This is a genomic window from Streptomyces sp. NBC_01116 (genome assembly GCF_041435495.1).
Classification (GTDB): domain Bacteria; phylum Actinomycetota; class Actinomycetes; order Streptomycetales; family Streptomycetaceae; genus Streptomyces.
Genome location: NZ_CP108644.1, coordinates 902,086 through 916,670 on the forward strand (window position 1 = coordinate 902,086; position 14,585 = coordinate 916,670).

Annotated in this window: 18 protein-coding genes; 8 read left to right on the forward strand and 10 right to left on the reverse strand. The window is 73.3% G+C overall.

The features are described 5' to 3' along the window. Positions 1 to 16: 16 nt before the first annotated feature. From OG245_RS03650 to OG245_RS03690, 9 genes are all read right to left on the reverse strand, one after another. The gene (locus OG245_RS03650; RefSeq protein WP_371622100.1) at positions 17 to 580 is read right to left on the reverse strand and encodes a hypothetical protein; all 564 of its coding nucleotides are present in this window, start codon (positions 578 to 580) and stop codon (positions 17 to 19) included. Beyond that, positions 577 to 1,959, reverse strand: a complete 1,383-nt coding sequence (locus OG245_RS03655; RefSeq protein WP_371622101.1) for a hypothetical protein — start codon at positions 1,957 to 1,959, stop codon at positions 577 to 579. Before OG245_RS03655 ends, OG245_RS03650 begins: the two co-directional genes overlap by 4 nt. Further along, positions 1,956 to 2,807: an ABC transporter ATP-binding protein gene (locus OG245_RS03660; RefSeq protein ID WP_371622102.1), complete on the reverse strand. Its 852-nt coding sequence runs from the start codon at positions 2,805 to 2,807 to the stop codon at positions 1,956 to 1,958. The genes OG245_RS03655 and OG245_RS03660 overlap by 4 nt, the downstream gene beginning before the upstream one ends. Then, positions 2,804 to 3,607, reverse strand: a complete 804-nt coding sequence (locus OG245_RS03665; RefSeq protein ID WP_371622103.1) for a zf-HC2 domain-containing protein — start codon at positions 3,605 to 3,607, stop codon at positions 2,804 to 2,806. Before OG245_RS03665 ends, OG245_RS03660 begins: the two co-directional genes overlap by 4 nt. Continuing rightward, positions 3,604 to 4,164 carry an RNA polymerase sigma factor gene (locus OG245_RS03670; RefSeq protein WP_371622104.1) on the reverse strand — a complete coding sequence of 187 codons (561 nt, stop codon included), beginning with the start codon at positions 4,162 to 4,164 and terminating at the stop codon, positions 3,604 to 3,606. The genes OG245_RS03665 and OG245_RS03670 overlap by 4 nt, the downstream gene beginning before the upstream one ends. A 76-nt stretch (positions 4,165 to 4,240) precedes the next feature. Further along, positions 4,241 to 5,167 carry an AEC family transporter gene (locus tag OG245_RS03675; RefSeq protein WP_371622105.1) on the reverse strand — a complete coding sequence of 309 codons (927 nt, stop codon included), beginning with the start codon at positions 5,165 to 5,167 and terminating at the stop codon, positions 4,241 to 4,243. 165 nt (positions 5,168 to 5,332) lie between these two features. Then, positions 5,333 to 6,046 (reverse strand): N-acetylmannosamine-6-phosphate 2-epimerase, encoded by a 714-nt coding sequence (locus OG245_RS03680; RefSeq protein ID WP_371622106.1) that lies wholly within the window; start codon positions 6,044 to 6,046, stop codon positions 5,333 to 5,335. Then, positions 6,043 to 7,017, reverse strand: a complete 975-nt coding sequence (locus OG245_RS03685; protein ID WP_371622107.1) for an ROK family protein — start codon at positions 7,015 to 7,017, stop codon at positions 6,043 to 6,045. Before OG245_RS03685 ends, OG245_RS03680 begins: the two co-directional genes overlap by 4 nt. After that, positions 7,014 to 7,217 (reverse strand): hypothetical protein, encoded by a 204-nt coding sequence (locus OG245_RS03690; RefSeq protein ID WP_371628101.1) that lies wholly within the window; start codon positions 7,215 to 7,217, stop codon positions 7,014 to 7,016. Before OG245_RS03690 ends, OG245_RS03685 begins: the two co-directional genes overlap by 4 nt. A 371-nt stretch (positions 7,218 to 7,588) precedes the next feature. Between OG245_RS03690 and OG245_RS03695 the strand changes: the two genes are divergently transcribed. The 6 genes from OG245_RS03695 (at position 7,589) to OG245_RS03720 (ending at position 12,480) form a co-directional block, all read left to right on the forward strand. Next, positions 7,589 to 8,452: an STAS domain-containing protein gene (locus OG245_RS03695; RefSeq protein ID WP_371627798.1), complete on the forward strand. Its 864-nt coding sequence runs from the start codon at positions 7,589 to 7,591 to the stop codon at positions 8,450 to 8,452. Further along, positions 8,449 to 8,853: an STAS domain-containing protein gene (locus tag OG245_RS03700; protein ID WP_371622108.1), complete on the forward strand. Its 405-nt coding sequence runs from the start codon at positions 8,449 to 8,451 to the stop codon at positions 8,851 to 8,853. The genes OG245_RS03695 and OG245_RS03700 overlap by 4 nt, the downstream gene beginning before the upstream one ends. After that, the gene (locus tag OG245_RS03705) at positions 8,850 to 9,263 is read left to right on the forward strand and encodes an anti-sigma regulatory factor (protein ID WP_371622109.1); all 414 of its coding nucleotides are present in this window, start codon (positions 8,850 to 8,852) and stop codon (positions 9,261 to 9,263) included. The genes OG245_RS03700 and OG245_RS03705 overlap by 4 nt, the downstream gene beginning before the upstream one ends. Continuing rightward, the gene (locus tag OG245_RS03710; protein ID WP_371622110.1) at positions 9,251 to 10,489 is read left to right on the forward strand and encodes an ATP-binding SpoIIE family protein phosphatase; all 1,239 of its coding nucleotides are present in this window, start codon (positions 9,251 to 9,253) and stop codon (positions 10,487 to 10,489) included. The genes OG245_RS03705 and OG245_RS03710 overlap by 13 nt, the downstream gene beginning before the upstream one ends. Next, a complete protein-coding gene (locus OG245_RS03715; RefSeq protein WP_371622111.1) occupies positions 10,486 to 11,862 on the forward strand; it encodes a PP2C family protein-serine/threonine phosphatase in 1,377 nt (458 codons plus the stop codon). The genes OG245_RS03710 and OG245_RS03715 overlap by 4 nt, the downstream gene beginning before the upstream one ends. Before the next feature lie 141 nt (positions 11,863 to 12,003). After that, the gene (locus tag OG245_RS03720) at positions 12,004 to 12,480 is read left to right on the forward strand and encodes an ATP-binding protein (protein ID WP_371622112.1); all 477 of its coding nucleotides are present in this window, start codon (positions 12,004 to 12,006) and stop codon (positions 12,478 to 12,480) included. Between the two features lie 51 nt (positions 12,481 to 12,531). Here OG245_RS03720 and OG245_RS03725 read toward each other — a convergent pair whose 3' ends face one another. Next, complete coding sequence (locus OG245_RS03725) at positions 12,532 to 13,395, reverse strand: RNA polymerase sigma factor SigF (protein WP_371622113.1); 864 nt, start codon at positions 13,393 to 13,395, stop codon at positions 12,532 to 12,534. A gap of 191 nt (positions 13,396 to 13,586) precedes the next feature. Between OG245_RS03725 and OG245_RS03730 the strand changes: the two genes are divergently transcribed. Both OG245_RS03730 and OG245_RS03735 read left to right on the forward strand, forming a co-directional pair. Further along, the gene (locus OG245_RS03730) at positions 13,587 to 13,925 is read left to right on the forward strand and encodes an STAS domain-containing protein (protein WP_371622114.1); all 339 of its coding nucleotides are present in this window, start codon (positions 13,587 to 13,589) and stop codon (positions 13,923 to 13,925) included. A 79-nt stretch (positions 13,926 to 14,004) separates the two neighbouring features. Beyond that, positions 14,005 to 14,439 carry an ATP-binding protein gene (locus OG245_RS03735; RefSeq protein WP_371622115.1) on the forward strand — a complete coding sequence of 145 codons (435 nt, stop codon included), beginning with the start codon at positions 14,005 to 14,007 and terminating at the stop codon, positions 14,437 to 14,439. Positions 14,440 to 14,585: the final 146 nt, after the last annotated feature.

The following is a 14,585-nucleotide window of genomic DNA, read 5'->3' on the forward strand; positions in this document are numbered from 1 at the left end:
CCCTCCCCGCCGGGCATCACCTCCGGGGCCCGGCCACCGCGTAGACGGTGGTGCCCGCCGCCAGCAGGGCGCCGGCGGTCCAGGCGGCGGCCCCGGCTTCGGGCGGGGCCAGCAGCCAGCCGGCGACCCCGCCCGGGTCGGGCGGTGCGAAGAAGGTGACGGCCGGCCAGCCGACGACCGGCGCCCAGGCGTGCTCCGCACCGAACACGACGGCCCCGAGCGCCGCGAGACCGGTGAGCCCGGCGGCGTCGCGGGCCAGGAAGGCCGCCGTCACCGGGTCCCGCCCCGCCGCCTGCGCCGCCAGGAGCACGAGGGCGACGGCGGCGGCGATCAGCAGGACGTGCGCCGCCCGGAGCGGGGCCCAGCGGATCGCCGCCGTCCGGTCCAGCGCCGCGTCCTGGCCGCCGAGCCCGGGGGCCGCCGCGGCGACGGCGACCGCCACGGCCAGGACGCCGAGCCGGGGATCGGCGGCGCCGTCGGCCGCCGCGGCCGCCCCGAGCAGCGCCGCCGAGGCGAGGAGCGCTCCGGCCGCGGCCGGGGCCCGGCGCGACCGCGCGTACAACAGGGGACCGCTCGTCACCGCGCTCCCCCGGCCAGCTCGTCGGCCCAGGTGAACGCGCAGCCGAGGGCGGCCTCGCGCACCTCGGCGACCCGGCTCCGCCGCTGGTCCGGGGAGAGCGCCGTGAACCGCTTCCACGCCTTCCCCGTCGAGGCCCGGTAGGCCTCGCGGTCGTACACATCGGCCTCGATGGGCCGGAACGTACCGAGCGCCCAGCTCGCCAGCACGCTCTGCACGACCAGCACCTCGTCGCCGCCGAACTCCCGGGAGGTGATGGCCCGGCAACTCGGCGCGAGACCCTCGCCGACGAGGCGGCGCACCAGCTGATCACCCTTCGCCGTGCCGATCTGCGGGTCCTCGAAGTTCACGAGCACCGCTGCCGGGGCGAGCCGCCGCTCCTCGCCCACGGCCCGGAGCGCGGTCTCCTCCCGCACCTGCCGGGGGGCCGCGTCGCCGAGCGCTGTGTCCAGGACGCCCAGGGCCCGGTTCGCGGAGGGCGCGAGGGCGTCGAGCCGGTGGCGGTGCGCCTCCGTGACGCAGACCTGCCCCTCGCACACCGGGGCGGCCGCGGCCGGGTCGATACGGTAGCCGCCGCGCGCGTCGCCGGGCAGCACCAGCAGCGCCAGGGCGGCTCCGGCGAGCACGGGCGCCACGGCGACCGGGCGGCCCCGCCGACGGGTGGCGCTCAGCAGCGCGAAGCCGGTGGCCAGGAGACCGAGCAGCCACAGGGTCTGGCCCAGGTGCACGGCTCCGGTGAGGGTCAGCAGCACCTGGCGCGGCTCGGCGACCGCCGGGGACAGCTGCGAGAGCAGCTGGGATCCGACGCGGACGGTGGGCAGTTCGCTGTCGGTCTGCTGCATGAGGAGCACGGTCGCGGCGAGGAACAGGACCGCCACGGCCGGCGGGGTCAGCGGCGAGGGCAGGGCCCGTGCCACGCCCATGCCGAAGACCGCGGCCGCCACCAGGGCCAGCAGCGCGACGGCCGAGATGGGCAGCCAGCCCAGGTGGGTGTACGTGGTCGGGCCGAGCGCCACCTGGACGCCGCCCCACACCAGCAGCGCCCCGAACCCGGCGACCAGCGCCAGGGCGACCGCGGCGGCCGGGGTCGCCGCGCGCTGCCATCCGGGCCGGGGGGTGGCGGCCAGTAGTTCCGGCATCCGGGAGCGGTGGTCCCGCAGCCCGTAGAGGGCCCCGATCCCGGCGACCAGGGGCCACAGGTAGGCGAGCAGCCCCCGGGTCCACAGGGCCAGGGAGGTCCACTGCCCGGTCCAGTCGACCGAGGTGCCCCACCAGCTCCCGTCGATGCCGTAGAGGAACGCGAACCCGCCGGCCAGGACGGTGAGGCCGGCCAGGGGGGCGGCGGAGCGAAGGAGTTCGGTGCGCAGGACGCGGAGGTTCACCAGCTGCCCCGTTCGTGGTCGGAGCCGGACAGGAGGGCGGAGTAGCCGCGTTCCAGGGGGCTGTCGCCCGGCCGGTCGGCGGTTCCGGCGGCGGCCAGCGCCTGAGGGGTCCCCTGGAAGACGAGCCGGCCCCGGTCGAAGAGCACCACATCGGTGCAGGCGGCGGCGACGTCCTCGACGAGGTGGGTGGAGACCAGGACGCAGCTCTCCCGGCCGAGCTCCTGGAGCAGGGCGCGGAACTGGAGGCGCTGGGCCGGGTCGAGGCCGACGGTCGGTTCGTCGAGCAGCAGCACCGAGGGGTCGTTGACGATGGCCTGGGCGATGCCGACGCGGCGCACCATGCCGCCGGAGAGCGCCTTCATCCGGCTGTCGGCCCGGTCCGCGAGTCCGACGCGTTCCACCGCGCGCTGCACGGCGCCGGGGATGTCCCGCGCGGGCATCTCCTTCAGCCAGGCCATGTACGTGACGAACTCCCTTACGGTGAACCGCTTGTAGTAGCCGAACTCCTGCGGCAGATAGCCGATGCGGCGGCGCAGCTCGCGGTGGCGGGCGCTGTCGCGGACGGAGTGGCCGAACAGTTCGAGGTCTCCCCCGGTGGGACGCAGGACGGTGGCGAGCGTCCGGATCAGGGTGGTCTTGCCGGCGCCGTTGGGGCCGAGCAGACCGTGGGTTCCGGTACCGAGGGCGAGGTCGAGCCCGTCGACGGCGAGCCGGTCGCGGCCCACCCTGACGGTGAGGCCGGTGGCCCGGATCTCATGGGCGTAGACGCGGGGCGCGGTGTCGAGCGCGCCGGTCGGGACGGTCGGGTCGGTCGGTACGGTCAACAGGATCTCCTTGCGGGGGGTCATCGCGGGCTCTTGGGGGTGGTGTAGGCGCCGCGGCGGGCCAGCACGACGCCGGCCGCCGCGGCGAGCGTCAGGGCCCAGAGCGGAAGGTGTTCGGGCCGGAGGAGGAAGATCCGGCCCACGGCCGCGGCCGGAACGAGGACCGCGGCGGTCCACAGCGCGCCGAGGGCGGCGGTGGCGCGGCCGACGCCGATGACGCTCCCGAGCGCCAGGGCCGTCGCGGTGAGGGCGAGGGAGGGCAGCAGCCACTGCGCGAGGGCGACGCCCGTCAGGAGTCCGGCGACCAGGTGCACCGGCAGGACGACGGCGAGCACGGCGAGGGTGCGCCGCAGCAGCAGGGACAGCCCGGCACGCGGGGTGACGGCGGTCAGTTCGAACGCCGGGTCGAGCCCGCGCGACCAGGCCGCGGCGACCCCGGCGAGCGGCAGGGCCGGCGCCAGCAGCAGGACGGTCGGTGCGCCCCGCGTCCAGCCCGCTGTGCGGTCCAGCAGCACCGCGACGACGCTCACGCCGATGACCATGGCCAGCCAGGGGCCCATGACCGGGGTGGCCCAGGCCGTGGGGCGGCGGCGACGGCGCGGGGCGGGCGTGGATCGGTCCAGGGCCGGTTCCAGGCCGTCGCGGACGGCGGTCAGCAGGGCGGTGACGGCGGGTACACCGGCCGCGGCGCGGGCCAGCCGGCCGCGGCAGCCGGCGCACTGTTCCATATGGGCCTCCACGGCCCACAGTTCGTCGGCGGGCAGGTCGGTGTCCCCGCGCGCGTAGCGGTCGACCAGTCGGTCCGACGGGTGCTCGACGCTCATGCCAGTGCCCTTCTCATGGCGATACGGGCCCGGCGGGCCCGGGTCTTGACGGTGCCTTCGGGGAGGTCGAGCAGGACCGAGGTCTCCCGGACCGAGAGCCCGTCGAGCACCAGGGCCTGGAGCACCTGCCGCAGCTCCGGGGCGAGGGTCCGCAGGGCGTCCCCGACCTCTCCGCCGACGGCGGCGGCCAGCACCTCGTCCTCGGCGGCCGGGGCGGTGACGCGTCCGGCGGCGGCGACGGGCGGTTCGGCGTGGTGGGCGCGGCGGCGGAAGGCGTCGACCAGGCGGCGGGCCGCGATGGTCCAGAGCCACCCGGCGGCGCTCCCGCCGACGGCGCTGCCGACGAACGCGCCGGCGGCACGCCACACGGCGAGATAGGTCTCCTGCATGACCTCGGCGACGATCTGCTCGTCGGCGCACCGGCGTCGCAGCCGTACCGCCAGCCAGGGCGAGGTGCGCCGGTACAGCTCGTCGAACGCGGCGCGGTCTCCGTCGGCGACCAGGCGGAGGAGTTGCTCCTCGGCCGGCTCCGTGGGCCGCTTCTTTCGTAGTCTCACACCGGCCAGACGCGGGGCGGGGCCCGCGGGTTCTCATCCGGGAGTGGCCTGCGTCACACCCGGTGCCGGGACGGGGCTACCGCCCGAGCAGCGCGGCGACGGTGATCAGCACCGGGACCGAGAGCACGGTGGACAGCAGGATCGACTCCCTGGCGAACCGCTCGGCGACCCCGTAGTGCGAGGCGTACGTGAAGAGGTTCTGGGCGGCCGGGAGAGCCGCGATCACGACGACGGCCAGCAGCGCCTCGCCCCGCAGCCCGAACGGCCCCGCGCCGACGGCCCAGGCGACGACCGGCTGGGCGACCGTCTTCAGCAGGGCGGACAGGTACAGCGCGACCCGGTCCTCGCCCCGGCCCGGACGCTCGCCGCCGTACAGGGATATCCCGAAGGCGAGGAGGACCGCGGGGACCGACATGTTGCCGATGAGGACGAGCGGCTCCAGCAGAGGTCCGGGCAGGGTCCGGCCGGACGCGGCCACGGCGACGCCGGCCAGCGATCCGATCGCCATCGGGTTGCGCAGCGGGGTGGTCAGCCGCCGGAGCACCGACACCGGCTCCCCGGGGCGGCCGAGGTCGAGGACGGTCAGGGCCAGCGGGGTCACCACGATCTGCTGGAGGAGCAGCACCGGGGCGACGAGCGAGGCGTCCCCGAGGACGTAGACGGCGATCGGGATACCCAGATTCCCGGCGTTGACGTAACTGGAGCACAGGGCGCCGATGGTGACCCGCCCGGCGTCCCAGCGCAGGAACAGCCCGGCCACCACGGCGAAGACTCCGGCCGCGGCGGCCGTGGCCGTCGCCGTGACCAGCAGGCGCGTCGACAGGAGGGCGGACAGGTCGGCGCCCGCGAGCATGGTGAAGAGCAGGGCCGGGGTCGCCACGTTGAAGGCCAGCCGGGTCAGCACGGTGCGGCCGTCCTGTCCCAGATAGCCGCGGCAGCCTATGACGTACCCGACGGCGATGACAGTGGCGATCACCGTGAAGCCGGTGAGGACTCCCTGCATGTCTTCCTCGCGGGTGGATCAGGTGCGGCCGGCGACACCCGGCCAGGTGCGGTGGGCGGGCCCGCCGGGTGGAACACCCTGGTCAGGTGCCGGACAGCGTCTCAGACCGGTGGTCGCGCTCCCGAGGCGGGGTGGGGCGCGACCGGCGAGCCGTCGCCTGCCGGCTCAGCCCCGGGCGGCTTCGCCCGCGCCGCCACCGGGTCCGTGTGCCAGCGCGGCGGCGAAGCGGGCGGTCAGGGCGGTGGGCGCGGTGATGGCGGTGCCGACCACAACGCTGTGGGCGCCCAGGGCGAGCGCCTCGGCGGCCTCCTCGGGGGTGTTGACACGCCCTTCGGCGACGACGGGTACGGAGATCGCGGCCGACAGGGAGGCGACGAGGTCGAGATCCGGGCCGGTCCGCTTCACGGTCCCCGGCACGTAGCCGGACAGGGTGGTGGAGACGAAGTCCGCCCCCTGTCCGGCGGCGGCGATCCCCTCGGCGAGGGTGGCGACGTCGGCCATGACGAGGGCGCCCGCTCCGTGCACGGCGGCGACGAGCTCGGCGAAGGTGGAGCCGTCCGGGCGCGGCCGGTCGGTGGCGTCGGCGGCGACCACGGCGGCGCCCGACGCGGCGACGGCCAGGGCGTGGTGGACGGTCGGGGTGATGTACACCCCGGTGTCGCCGTCCTTCCACAGGCCGATGACCGGCAGGTCGACCGCCGCCACGATCGCGGCGACGACCTCCGGTTCGTTGGCGCGGATCGCGGCCCCGCCGCCGGCGGCCGCCGAGAGCGCGAGGCGGACGAGGGTGGCGGTCTCCCGCATCGGGTCCCCGGGGGGCGCCTGGCAGGAGACGATCAGCCGGCCCCGGAGTGCGGCGGCGAGATCCTGTGCGTTCATCGGTGAGCTCCCGGACGGTGGAGGGGAAGGGTGGCGGTCAGGGCCGCCGCGCCGCGTACGGCGGCGTCCCCGCCGTGCAGCGGGGGTTCGGGGAGGAGTCCCCGCAGGGGCGGCATCAGTTCGGCGGCGAAGGCCGTGGCGAGCGCGTCGCGGTACAGCGCGCCGATCCGGGGGACCCCGCCGCCGACGACGACCCGGTCGGGGCCGAGGGCGTTGGCCAGGCCGCCGAGGGCCCGGCCGGCCGCCGTCGCCCCGGTGGTGATGGCCCGTACGGCCGCCTGCTCGCCTCCGGCGGCCCGGGCGGCGACCGTTTCGAGCCGGTCCGGCCGGGTGCCGGTGAGCCGTGCGTAGTGGGCGGCGATGCCCGGACCGGAGGCGATGACCTCCAGGTGTCCGGTGGCGCCGCAGGTGCAGGGCAGTCCGGCCGCCTCGGCGCTGGGCAGATGGCCGAGGTGGCCGGCGATTCCGGCGGCGCCGTGCAGCATCCGCCCGTCGACGGCGAGCGCGCCGCCCACCCCGGTGCCGACGGCCGCGTACAGCAGCGAACCGTGGCCGCCGGCCAGTGCGGCGAGCTCGGGTCCCGCCGTGGCGCGCACGTCGTTGTCGCAGGCCACCGGCAGGCCCGTACGGTCCGCGAGACCGGCGCCGAGGGCGGTGCCGGCCCAGCCCCGGATGGAGTCGGTGGCGCTGGTGACCATACCGCTGCGGGGGTCGACGACCCCGGCGGCGGCGATGCCCACCAGGGAGGCCAGGCCGTCGGGATCGGCCTCGGCCGCCGCCGCGGCGAGCGCGTCCAGCACGGCGGCGGCGCCTTCCCGGGCGGGGGTGGCCCGGGTGTGCCGTGCCAGCACCGCGCCGTCGGGGGCGAAGAGGGCCGCCGCGATCTTCGTGCCCCCGAGATCGAGGCCGATGACCACGGCTCCGGTCGTCGGCCCGGTCGTCGCCCGCGCGGTCGTCGTCCGCCCGGTCATCGGACCGGCGGCAGGCCGGCGCCGCGCAGCCGCTCCGCGACGGAGGCGACGGACGCCTCGGACAGCGGGATCTGCGGGAAGGCGGTGGCGCCCCGGTCGATGACGCCGAGCATGAGGGAGGCCGTGTCGACCTCGCCCCGGTCGTCGAGCGGGGTGCAGACCGGCGGTACGACGCCGCGCAGCGGTGCGGTCAGGGACATGATGGAAGAGCTCCAGCTCGCTCGGAACGCCGGTCTTCCGCCTGTCTGCCGGAAGGCGAGGACGGGACCAGGACATGAGACGTAAGATGTCTTACGTCTCGGCTTACCTTAAGCCGATGCCCCGGCGGCCGGTCAAGAGGCCGCGGCGGCCGGCACCCCCTCGGGAGGACGGTCGCGGCAGGCCTCACCGCGGCGCGGGACACCGAGGCCGTGCGCCTCTTCGTCCAGCTCCGGGCGGTCCACGCGCGAGCGGTGCCGAGACCCGGCTCACACCGTGGAGAGACGGGGCGACTCACCGGAGAGCGCGGACCTGGATCACTCCTCTGGCCTATAGGATTCCGGGGAGGCTGCGTGGCCTCCGTGTGAAGAGGATGTGCCCCGTGCCTGGTGAGGACGTTTCAAGTCGTTTGATCGCTCTGTTGTCCGTCCGGGGCGAGGACCTCGGCGCCGAGTGGGCGGACAGGGTGACCGGCTCGCTCGGCGGGCGGGTCAGCCGGGCGGAGGTTCAGCGTGAGCTGCAGGAGATCTACACCGCTCTGGTGTCGGCTATCGGCAGCGGAAGCCTCGACGGACACAGCGAGGCGTTCGGTGAGGTGCGGGCGCTGCTCGGCGAGCTTTCGCGCAATCGTGCGCAACAGGGTTTCAGCCCCAGCGAGACCGCGGTCAGCGTGTTCTCCCTGAAAGAGGTGCTGGAGCCGGCGATATCCGGTGAGGACGGCGATCTGCAGGCGTACCTGAAGTTCTCCAGGCTGCTGGACACCCTGGGTCTGTTCACGGTCGAGACCTACACGCGGGCCCGTGAGGAGCTGATCTCCGCGCAGGCCGAGCAGTTGCTGGAGCTGTCGACGCCGGTCGTGAAGCTGTGGGACGGCGTGATCGGTGTACCGCTGGTGGGCACGCTGGATTCGGCGCGCACGATGGTGGTGATGGAGAAGATGCTGCAGGCGCTCATCGACACGGGTTCCGAGCAGGCGATCATCGACATCACCGGTGTTCCCGCCGTGGACACGGAGGTCGCCCAGCACCTGCTGAAGACGGTGGTGGCCGCGCGACTGATGGGCGCCGAGTGCACGATCTCCGGCATCCGTCCGCAGATCGCGCAGACGATCGTGGCTCTGGGGATCGACTTCGGTGACATCGTCACCAAGGCCACACTGGCCGACGCGCTGCGGCACGCGCTGCGCCGCTCGGGTGTCGCCCTGTCGCGGACGGCCCCGCAGGCCGGTGCGCTGTGACCGAACGGGTTCCGGTCCTGAGGATCGGACAGGTCCTGCTGGTGTCGATCCAGACCGACCTCGACGACCAGGCGGTGATGCTGCTGCAGGACGATCTGGCTGCCGCCGTGGTCGACGCGGGCGCGCACGGCGTGGTCATCGATATCACCGCCGTGGAGATCGTCGACTCCTTCGTCGGCCGGATGCTCGCCACGATCGCGTCGATCTCGCGTCTCCTGGACGCGCAGACGGTCGTGGTGGGGATGCGCCCGGCGGTGGCGATCACCCTGGTCGAGCTCGGCCTCTCCCTGGGCGGAGTGAGGACCGCGCTGACTTTGGACAAGGGCCTGCGGGTGCTGGAGCAGGCCCGTGCCACGACCGGTTTCGAGGGCGCGAGGCCGGATGCCGCGGCCGGCCAGTGAGCGGCGAGCCCCGGGGTCCGGAGGTTCTTCGGATCACGGCGAACGCCGGGGTGGTGCAGGCCCGTCAGCTGGTACGCACCCTCGCCCAGGAGTGCCGGTTCTCCCTCGTGGAGCAGACGAAGCTGATCACCGCTGCGAGTGAGCTGGCCCGTAACACTCTTGTGCACGGCGGTGGCGGGACGATGACCGCATCCGTCGTGGAGGAGCGCGGCCGGCGTGGTACGCGCCTGGTCTTCGCCGACGAGGGCCCTGGCATCGCCGACGTCGACCTGGCCCTGACCGATGGTTGGACGTCGGGCGGCGGCATGGGTCTGGGGCTGTCCGGGTCCAGACGTCTGGTGGACGACTTCGTCCTGGATACCCAGCCGGGCCGGGGCACCGTGGTCACCGTCACCAAGTGGGTCCGTTGACGGCCGCGGGAGCGTTGCCGCTGGTGGACTCCGAGGACGTGGCCTGGTTCCGTGACCGGCCGGACGGGGCCCGCGGGGCCGCTGCCGCTCTGGGCCGGCGTATCGGCCTGGGTGAACAGCGCACCGCCGAACTGGTGCTTGCCGTGGCCGAGCTGGCGGCCAACGTCACCAAGTACGCGGTGGACGGCTCCGTCCTGCTGCGCGTGGTACGCAACGAGGCGGTCGCCGGGGTGGAGCTCATCGTGGTGGACTCCGGCCCCGGAATGGCCGATGTGCCCCGCGCGCTGCGGGACGGCTCGTCGACCTCCGGAACCCTGGGTATCGGGCTGGGAGCCGTCGGCCGGCTGGCCGACACCTTCGACATCCACTCGCAGCCGGGGCTCGGCACCGTCCAGCTCGCCCGTTTCTGGCCGCGCCCGCTGCCCCCCTCCGTGAACGGGGAGCCACTGGTGGCAGGGATCACCCGCCCGATCGGCGGCGAGCAGGTCTGCGGCGACGCCTGGGCCGCACGCACGGACACGAACACGGACACCGTGCCGTCCGTGGCGCCGCCGGCCGACAACGGGGCGTCCCCCGCTCCGGACGGCCCGGTGCGGCCGAGCTGGTCGGCCCTGACGGGGACCCAGCCGTTCGGCCGAAAGGCCGCACCCCGACAACGGCCCTCCACCCGCCCGGGCATCGAAGGCCGCTCCTCCATGCCCGTACGGGCCGCCGTCGCGGGCCCCGGCCAGGGCTACCTGGTGATGTCGTGCGACGGCCTCGGACACGGGCCCCTGGCCTCGGTGGCCGCCCAGGCCGCTGTCCACGCCTTCCGCACGGGGGGAGCCCGCACCCCCGAGCAGGCCATCGAGCACATGCACCGCGCACTGCGCGGAACCCGCGGTGCCGCGATCGCCGTCGCACGGATCGAACCGGACGGGCGCTTGCTGTTCTGCGGCGTCGGGAACATCACCACCGCCCTGGTGACGACCGGGACGCGCTCGACCCTGCTGTCGCATCCCGGGATCGTCGGCCACCAGGTGCACCAGTTGCGCACCTACGAGCACCACTTGCCCTCCCACGGAATCCTGGTCATGCACTCCGACGGTCTGAGCGAACGATGGCGGCCGGTCGATCTGGCGGGTCTCCTGCACCACCCGCCCGCCCTGATCGCCACCGCCCTCCTGCGCCACGCGGGAACGCGCCGTGACGACGCCAGCGCGGTGATCGCCAGGAGGCCGCGGTGAGAGCTCCCGTCCCCCGTCCCCGCGACCACACGGCTCTGCTCGTCTCCCGGGTCGGCACCGAGCAGGACGTCTTCGCGCTGCGCCGCCACGCCAAAACGATCTCCCAGGCGGTCGGCCTGGACAACCGTGACCAGGTGCGGCTCGCCACCGCGCTGAGCGAACTGGGCCGCGACCTCCTGCGCCCCGGCATCATGACCGCCGCCTTCACCCTGCAACAGCAGCCTCCAGCCCTGCAAACGGTCCTGCAGTGGCGCGACGACCGCACCCCGAGCCCCGACTCGCTGGGAGCCGTCACCAGGCTGCTGCCCCAGACGCGCTTCGAGAACGCTTCCTCCCCCACCCCGGGCGACACGGGGCGTTCGAACCGTTCTCCCGGCGGCCGGATCGAGATCAGCTGCCCGATCCCGGAGGCCGCGGCCCGGAACCTGAAGGCAGAGCAGGTCCTGGCGCTTCTGGAATCGGCCAGCCCCCCGAGCGCGATCGACGACCTCCAGGCGCAGACCCGGGACCTGATCGCCGCACTGCAGGAAGCCCACGCCCAACGCGACGAGCTGGAACGCCTCAACGAAGAACTGACGGAGACCAACGCCGGAGTGATGGCCCTCTACGCGGAACTCACCGTCGAGCACAAGGACGTCGTGGAACGCTACGGGCAGGAACACGAACTGGCCCTGACCCTGCAACGCACCTTCCTGCCGGCCACCCTCCCCGAGGTCGAGGGCGCCGACCTCGCCGTCCGCTACCTGCCGGCAACCGCCATGACCGAGATCGGCGGAGACTTCTACGAGGCCCTCGCCACCCCCAATGGCCTGCTCCTGGCTGTCGGCGACGTCGTCGGCCACTCACTGCAGGCGGCCACCGTCATGGGCGAGCTGCGCCACGCGCTTCGCGCATACGCCGCGCAGGACCATCCTCCGCACATCCTGCTGCAGCACCTGGACCGCCTCCTGCGCCTGCACCAGCCCGGATGGACCGCGACCGTCTGCATCGTGCTCGTCGAGCCGGGGAATGCCGGGATCCAGGTCGCCAACGCGGGCCACCTTCCTCCCCTGCTCCTCTCGCCGGGCGAGGCACCCCGCTTCCTGAGCGAACACGGAACGCTGCTGGGCCTGGGCCTGCCCCAACCCCCGGCGGTCGGCCACCGCGTCGCCCCGGGGAGCCGACTCCTCATGATCACCGACGGGCTCATCGAAACACGCAGCAGTGACATCCAGGACCGACTCGATCTCCTGGGAACCACCGCCGCCGGCTCGGCGGAGGACCCGGAAGCGCTGTGCACCAGCTTGGTGGACACCTTCGGGAAGGACCCGGAGGACGACATCATCGTCTTCGCGGCCCGCCTGCACCCCACCCCGGCCCGCCCCACCAGGTAGCCCCGTCTCCCAGGGGTCGGGCTTCCGACCACCCCGCTTGCTTCACCGCCTCACCCAGCGCCCACCGGAACTCCGGGGCTGCGGCGACGGCGCAACGCACTCGGCAACGGCATGACGCGGCAGAACGGCAGGAGATGTCCCATGGAGCAGCAGCCGACGAGCGGCCCGGCGGCCCCGGAGGAAAAGGGCACCAGCACCGGCGTGATCCTGGGAAGTGCCGTCTACGAGATGAGCTCGGGGAAGATCGCCCACACCCGTGCCTTCGTACGCGAGTTCCTCCTCGAACTGCGGTCGCGGCACGGCATGAACGTTTCCCGGCGGGCCGTGGATACGGCACAGCTCATCGTCAGCGAACTCGCCACGAACGTCGCCAAGTACGCTCCCGGCCCCTGCCAGGTGGACCTCGAAGTATTCGGCGGCCTGCTGCGGATTTCCGTGTGGGACTCGGGCACCCTGCTCCCCGAACCCGAACAGGCCGACCCCAGCCGCGTGGGCCGGCACGGCCTGGAGATCGTTCTCCTGGCCTGCCAGAGCTTCTCGGTCCACCGCGAACCCGTGGGTAAGCGGGTGCGCGTGGAAATCCCGCTCCACGACTCCCCCGGCCGGACTCCGGCGTAACGCGGGGCAGGGGATGTGCCTGCCCCGGAGGCCGCCGGAGGCCGCCGTCCCCTACGGGGCGAGCATGCTTTCCCGGAGCTTGATCAGTATGCGGGCCAGCAGACGGGAGACGTGCATCTGGGAGATGCCCAGCTGCACACCGATCTGGGACTGGGTCATCTCCTGGCCGAAGCGCATGGCCACGATCTCCCGGTCCCGGCTCGCCAGACCCTCCAGCAGCGGAGCCAACGCGTGGAGGTTCTCGAACAGTTCCATGCCAGGATCGTCGCCACCGGTGACGTCCCCGTAGGTGACGGTGTCCGCGCTGCTCTGCTCCGAACCGATCGGCATGTCCAGGGAGCCGGCGGTGTACCCGTTGGAGGCGATGAGGCCCTCGATGACCTCTTCCTCGGCGAGGTCCAGGTACTGGGCGAGTTCGGCGACGGTGGGGTTGCGGTCGAGCCGTCCGACGAGTTCTTCCTTGGTCCTGGCGAGGGTGACGCGCAGTTCCTGGAGTCGGCGGGGTACGTGGACGGCCCAGGTGGTGTCGCGGAAGAACCGCTTGATCTCGCCGACGATGTAGGGGATCGCGAAGGAGGTGAACTCGACCTCGCGGCTGAGCTCGAACCGGTCGATCGCCTTGATCAGACCGATCGTACCGACCTGGACGATGTCCTCCATCTCACCGCTGCCACGGTTGCGGAACCGCTTCGCCGCGAAATGCACCAGGGACAGGTTCATCTCGATCAGAGTGTTGCGGGCGTACTGGTACTCGTGCGTGCCCTCTTCGAGGATCTGCAGCCGGTCGAAGAAGATCGTGCTCATCGCCCGGGCGTCCCTGGGGGCTACTTTCCGCGGGTCAGCGATCTGCGGAAGATCCGCCGCTTGAGCCGCGCTGGTGGGTCTGGCGGCCGGAGCCTCGGTGGATGTCGTCATGCCGGAATTTCCCATCACAGTGGATGCCGCGGAAACCCGCCTGCATGCAGCTGCGCCTACCCCCGCCCATCCCGGCCACGCTCGCCGAAGCGCACCTCTTTCCCCCGGTGGGTCGCGGAGCGGTCTGCCGTCTCTGTGATGATTGCCGCGTGGCAACTATGAGAGAGCCCTCGTCTGGAGGGTCAGAAGATGTGGGTTCGTTCCTGGAAGCGGTCGGCGACGGTGTCGTGCTGGTCAGGGTCCGGGGCAACCTGGACGGCTGGGCAGGCTCCGCCGAGTTGGCCGAAGCGCTGACAACCGTGGCCGACCGCAGAGGGCGGCGGACGGTGGTGGATCTGTCGAGCGTGGACTTCGCCGACTCCTCCGGTCTGCACGCCCTGCTGCACGGCCTGCGCAAGCACGACAGTGCGGGGGTGCCGCTGGTCGTCGCCGGCCCGCTGAGCGTGCAGGTGCGCCGCCTGTTCGAGGTCACCGGGACGCTCGGTGCCTTCCGGTTCGTGAACGACGTTGCCGCGGCGATCACCGAATGAGCGGCACGCGTTCTCCGGGGCCAGGTGTGCCCCGTGCCCGGCCGGGCACGTGATGGAAGCGATGCAGAGAGAACGAGAGATGGCTGATTTCGGTGCGAGTCCTGCCGACGGGCGGGACGAGCCCGCCACTGGTCGTGTTCCGGAGAACGCGGCCGCGGCACGCGACGCTGTCATGCGCCTCCTGACGTCGCAGTTCTGCGGACCGGTCAGCGACGGCCTGACAGCCGACGTGGTGGTGGCCGACGCCCTGCTGGTCACCTCGGAGCTGGTGACCAACGCCTTCCGGCACGGCGGCGGACTCACCGCCTTCACGGCCGAGATCACCGACGAGGGGCTCCTTCTGACAGTCAGTGACGCCAGCCCGGACCTGCCGGTCGCCTGCGATGCGGGCGCCTCCGGAGCCGACCGCATCGGGGGATACGGCTGGCCTCTCGTCTGCAGGCTGGCCAAGGAGACGTCCGTCACCGTCCACCCCGGAGGCAAGAGCGTCGTCGCCCTCATCCCGCTGACGTGAGCAGCGCCCACCCCGACCAGCGGACACCCACGATGTTACGGACCGCTGAGGTGTCGGGGCCCGGAGAGACGTGGCCACCCCTGTCCCGACCGGTGCGCTGATCGCTGCTGTAGACGTCCTGTTCCCGGCTCGCGGTGCCCGGGTGG

Coding starts and splice junctions, on each gene's coding strand:
- OG245_RS03675 (WP_371622105.1), bottom strand. CDS start 5,167: ATGCAGGGAGTCCTCACCGGCTTCACGGTGATCGCCACTGTCATCGCC.
- OG245_RS03690 (WP_371628101.1), bottom strand. CDS start 7,217: ATGTCCCTGACCGCACCGCTGCGCGGCGTCGTACCGCCGGTCTGCACC.
- OG245_RS03665 (WP_371622103.1), bottom strand. CDS start 3,607: ATGAGCGTCGAGCACCCGTCGGACCGACTGGTCGACCGCTACGCGCGC.
- OG245_RS03685 (WP_371622107.1), bottom strand. CDS start 7,017: ATGACCGGGCGGACGACGACCGCGCGGGCGACGACCGGGCCGACGACC.
- OG245_RS03660 (WP_371622102.1), bottom strand. CDS start 2,807: ATGACCCCCCGCAAGGAGATCCTGTTGACCGTACCGACCGACCCGACC.
- OG245_RS03680 (WP_371622106.1), bottom strand. CDS start 6,046: ATGAACGCACAGGATCTCGCCGCCGCACTCCGGGGCCGGCTGATCGTC.
- OG245_RS03725 (WP_371622113.1), bottom strand. CDS start 13,395: ATGACGACATCCACCGAGGCTCCGGCCGCCAGACCCACCAGCGCGGCT.
- OG245_RS03735 (WP_371622115.1), top strand. CDS start 14,005: ATGGCTGATTTCGGTGCGAGTCCTGCCGACGGGCGGGACGAGCCCGCC.
- OG245_RS03695 (WP_371627798.1), top strand. CDS start 7,589: ATGTGCCCCGTGCCTGGTGAGGACGTTTCAAGTCGTTTGATCGCTCTG.
- OG245_RS03720 (WP_371622112.1), top strand. CDS start 12,004: ATGGAGCAGCAGCCGACGAGCGGCCCGGCGGCCCCGGAGGAAAAGGGC.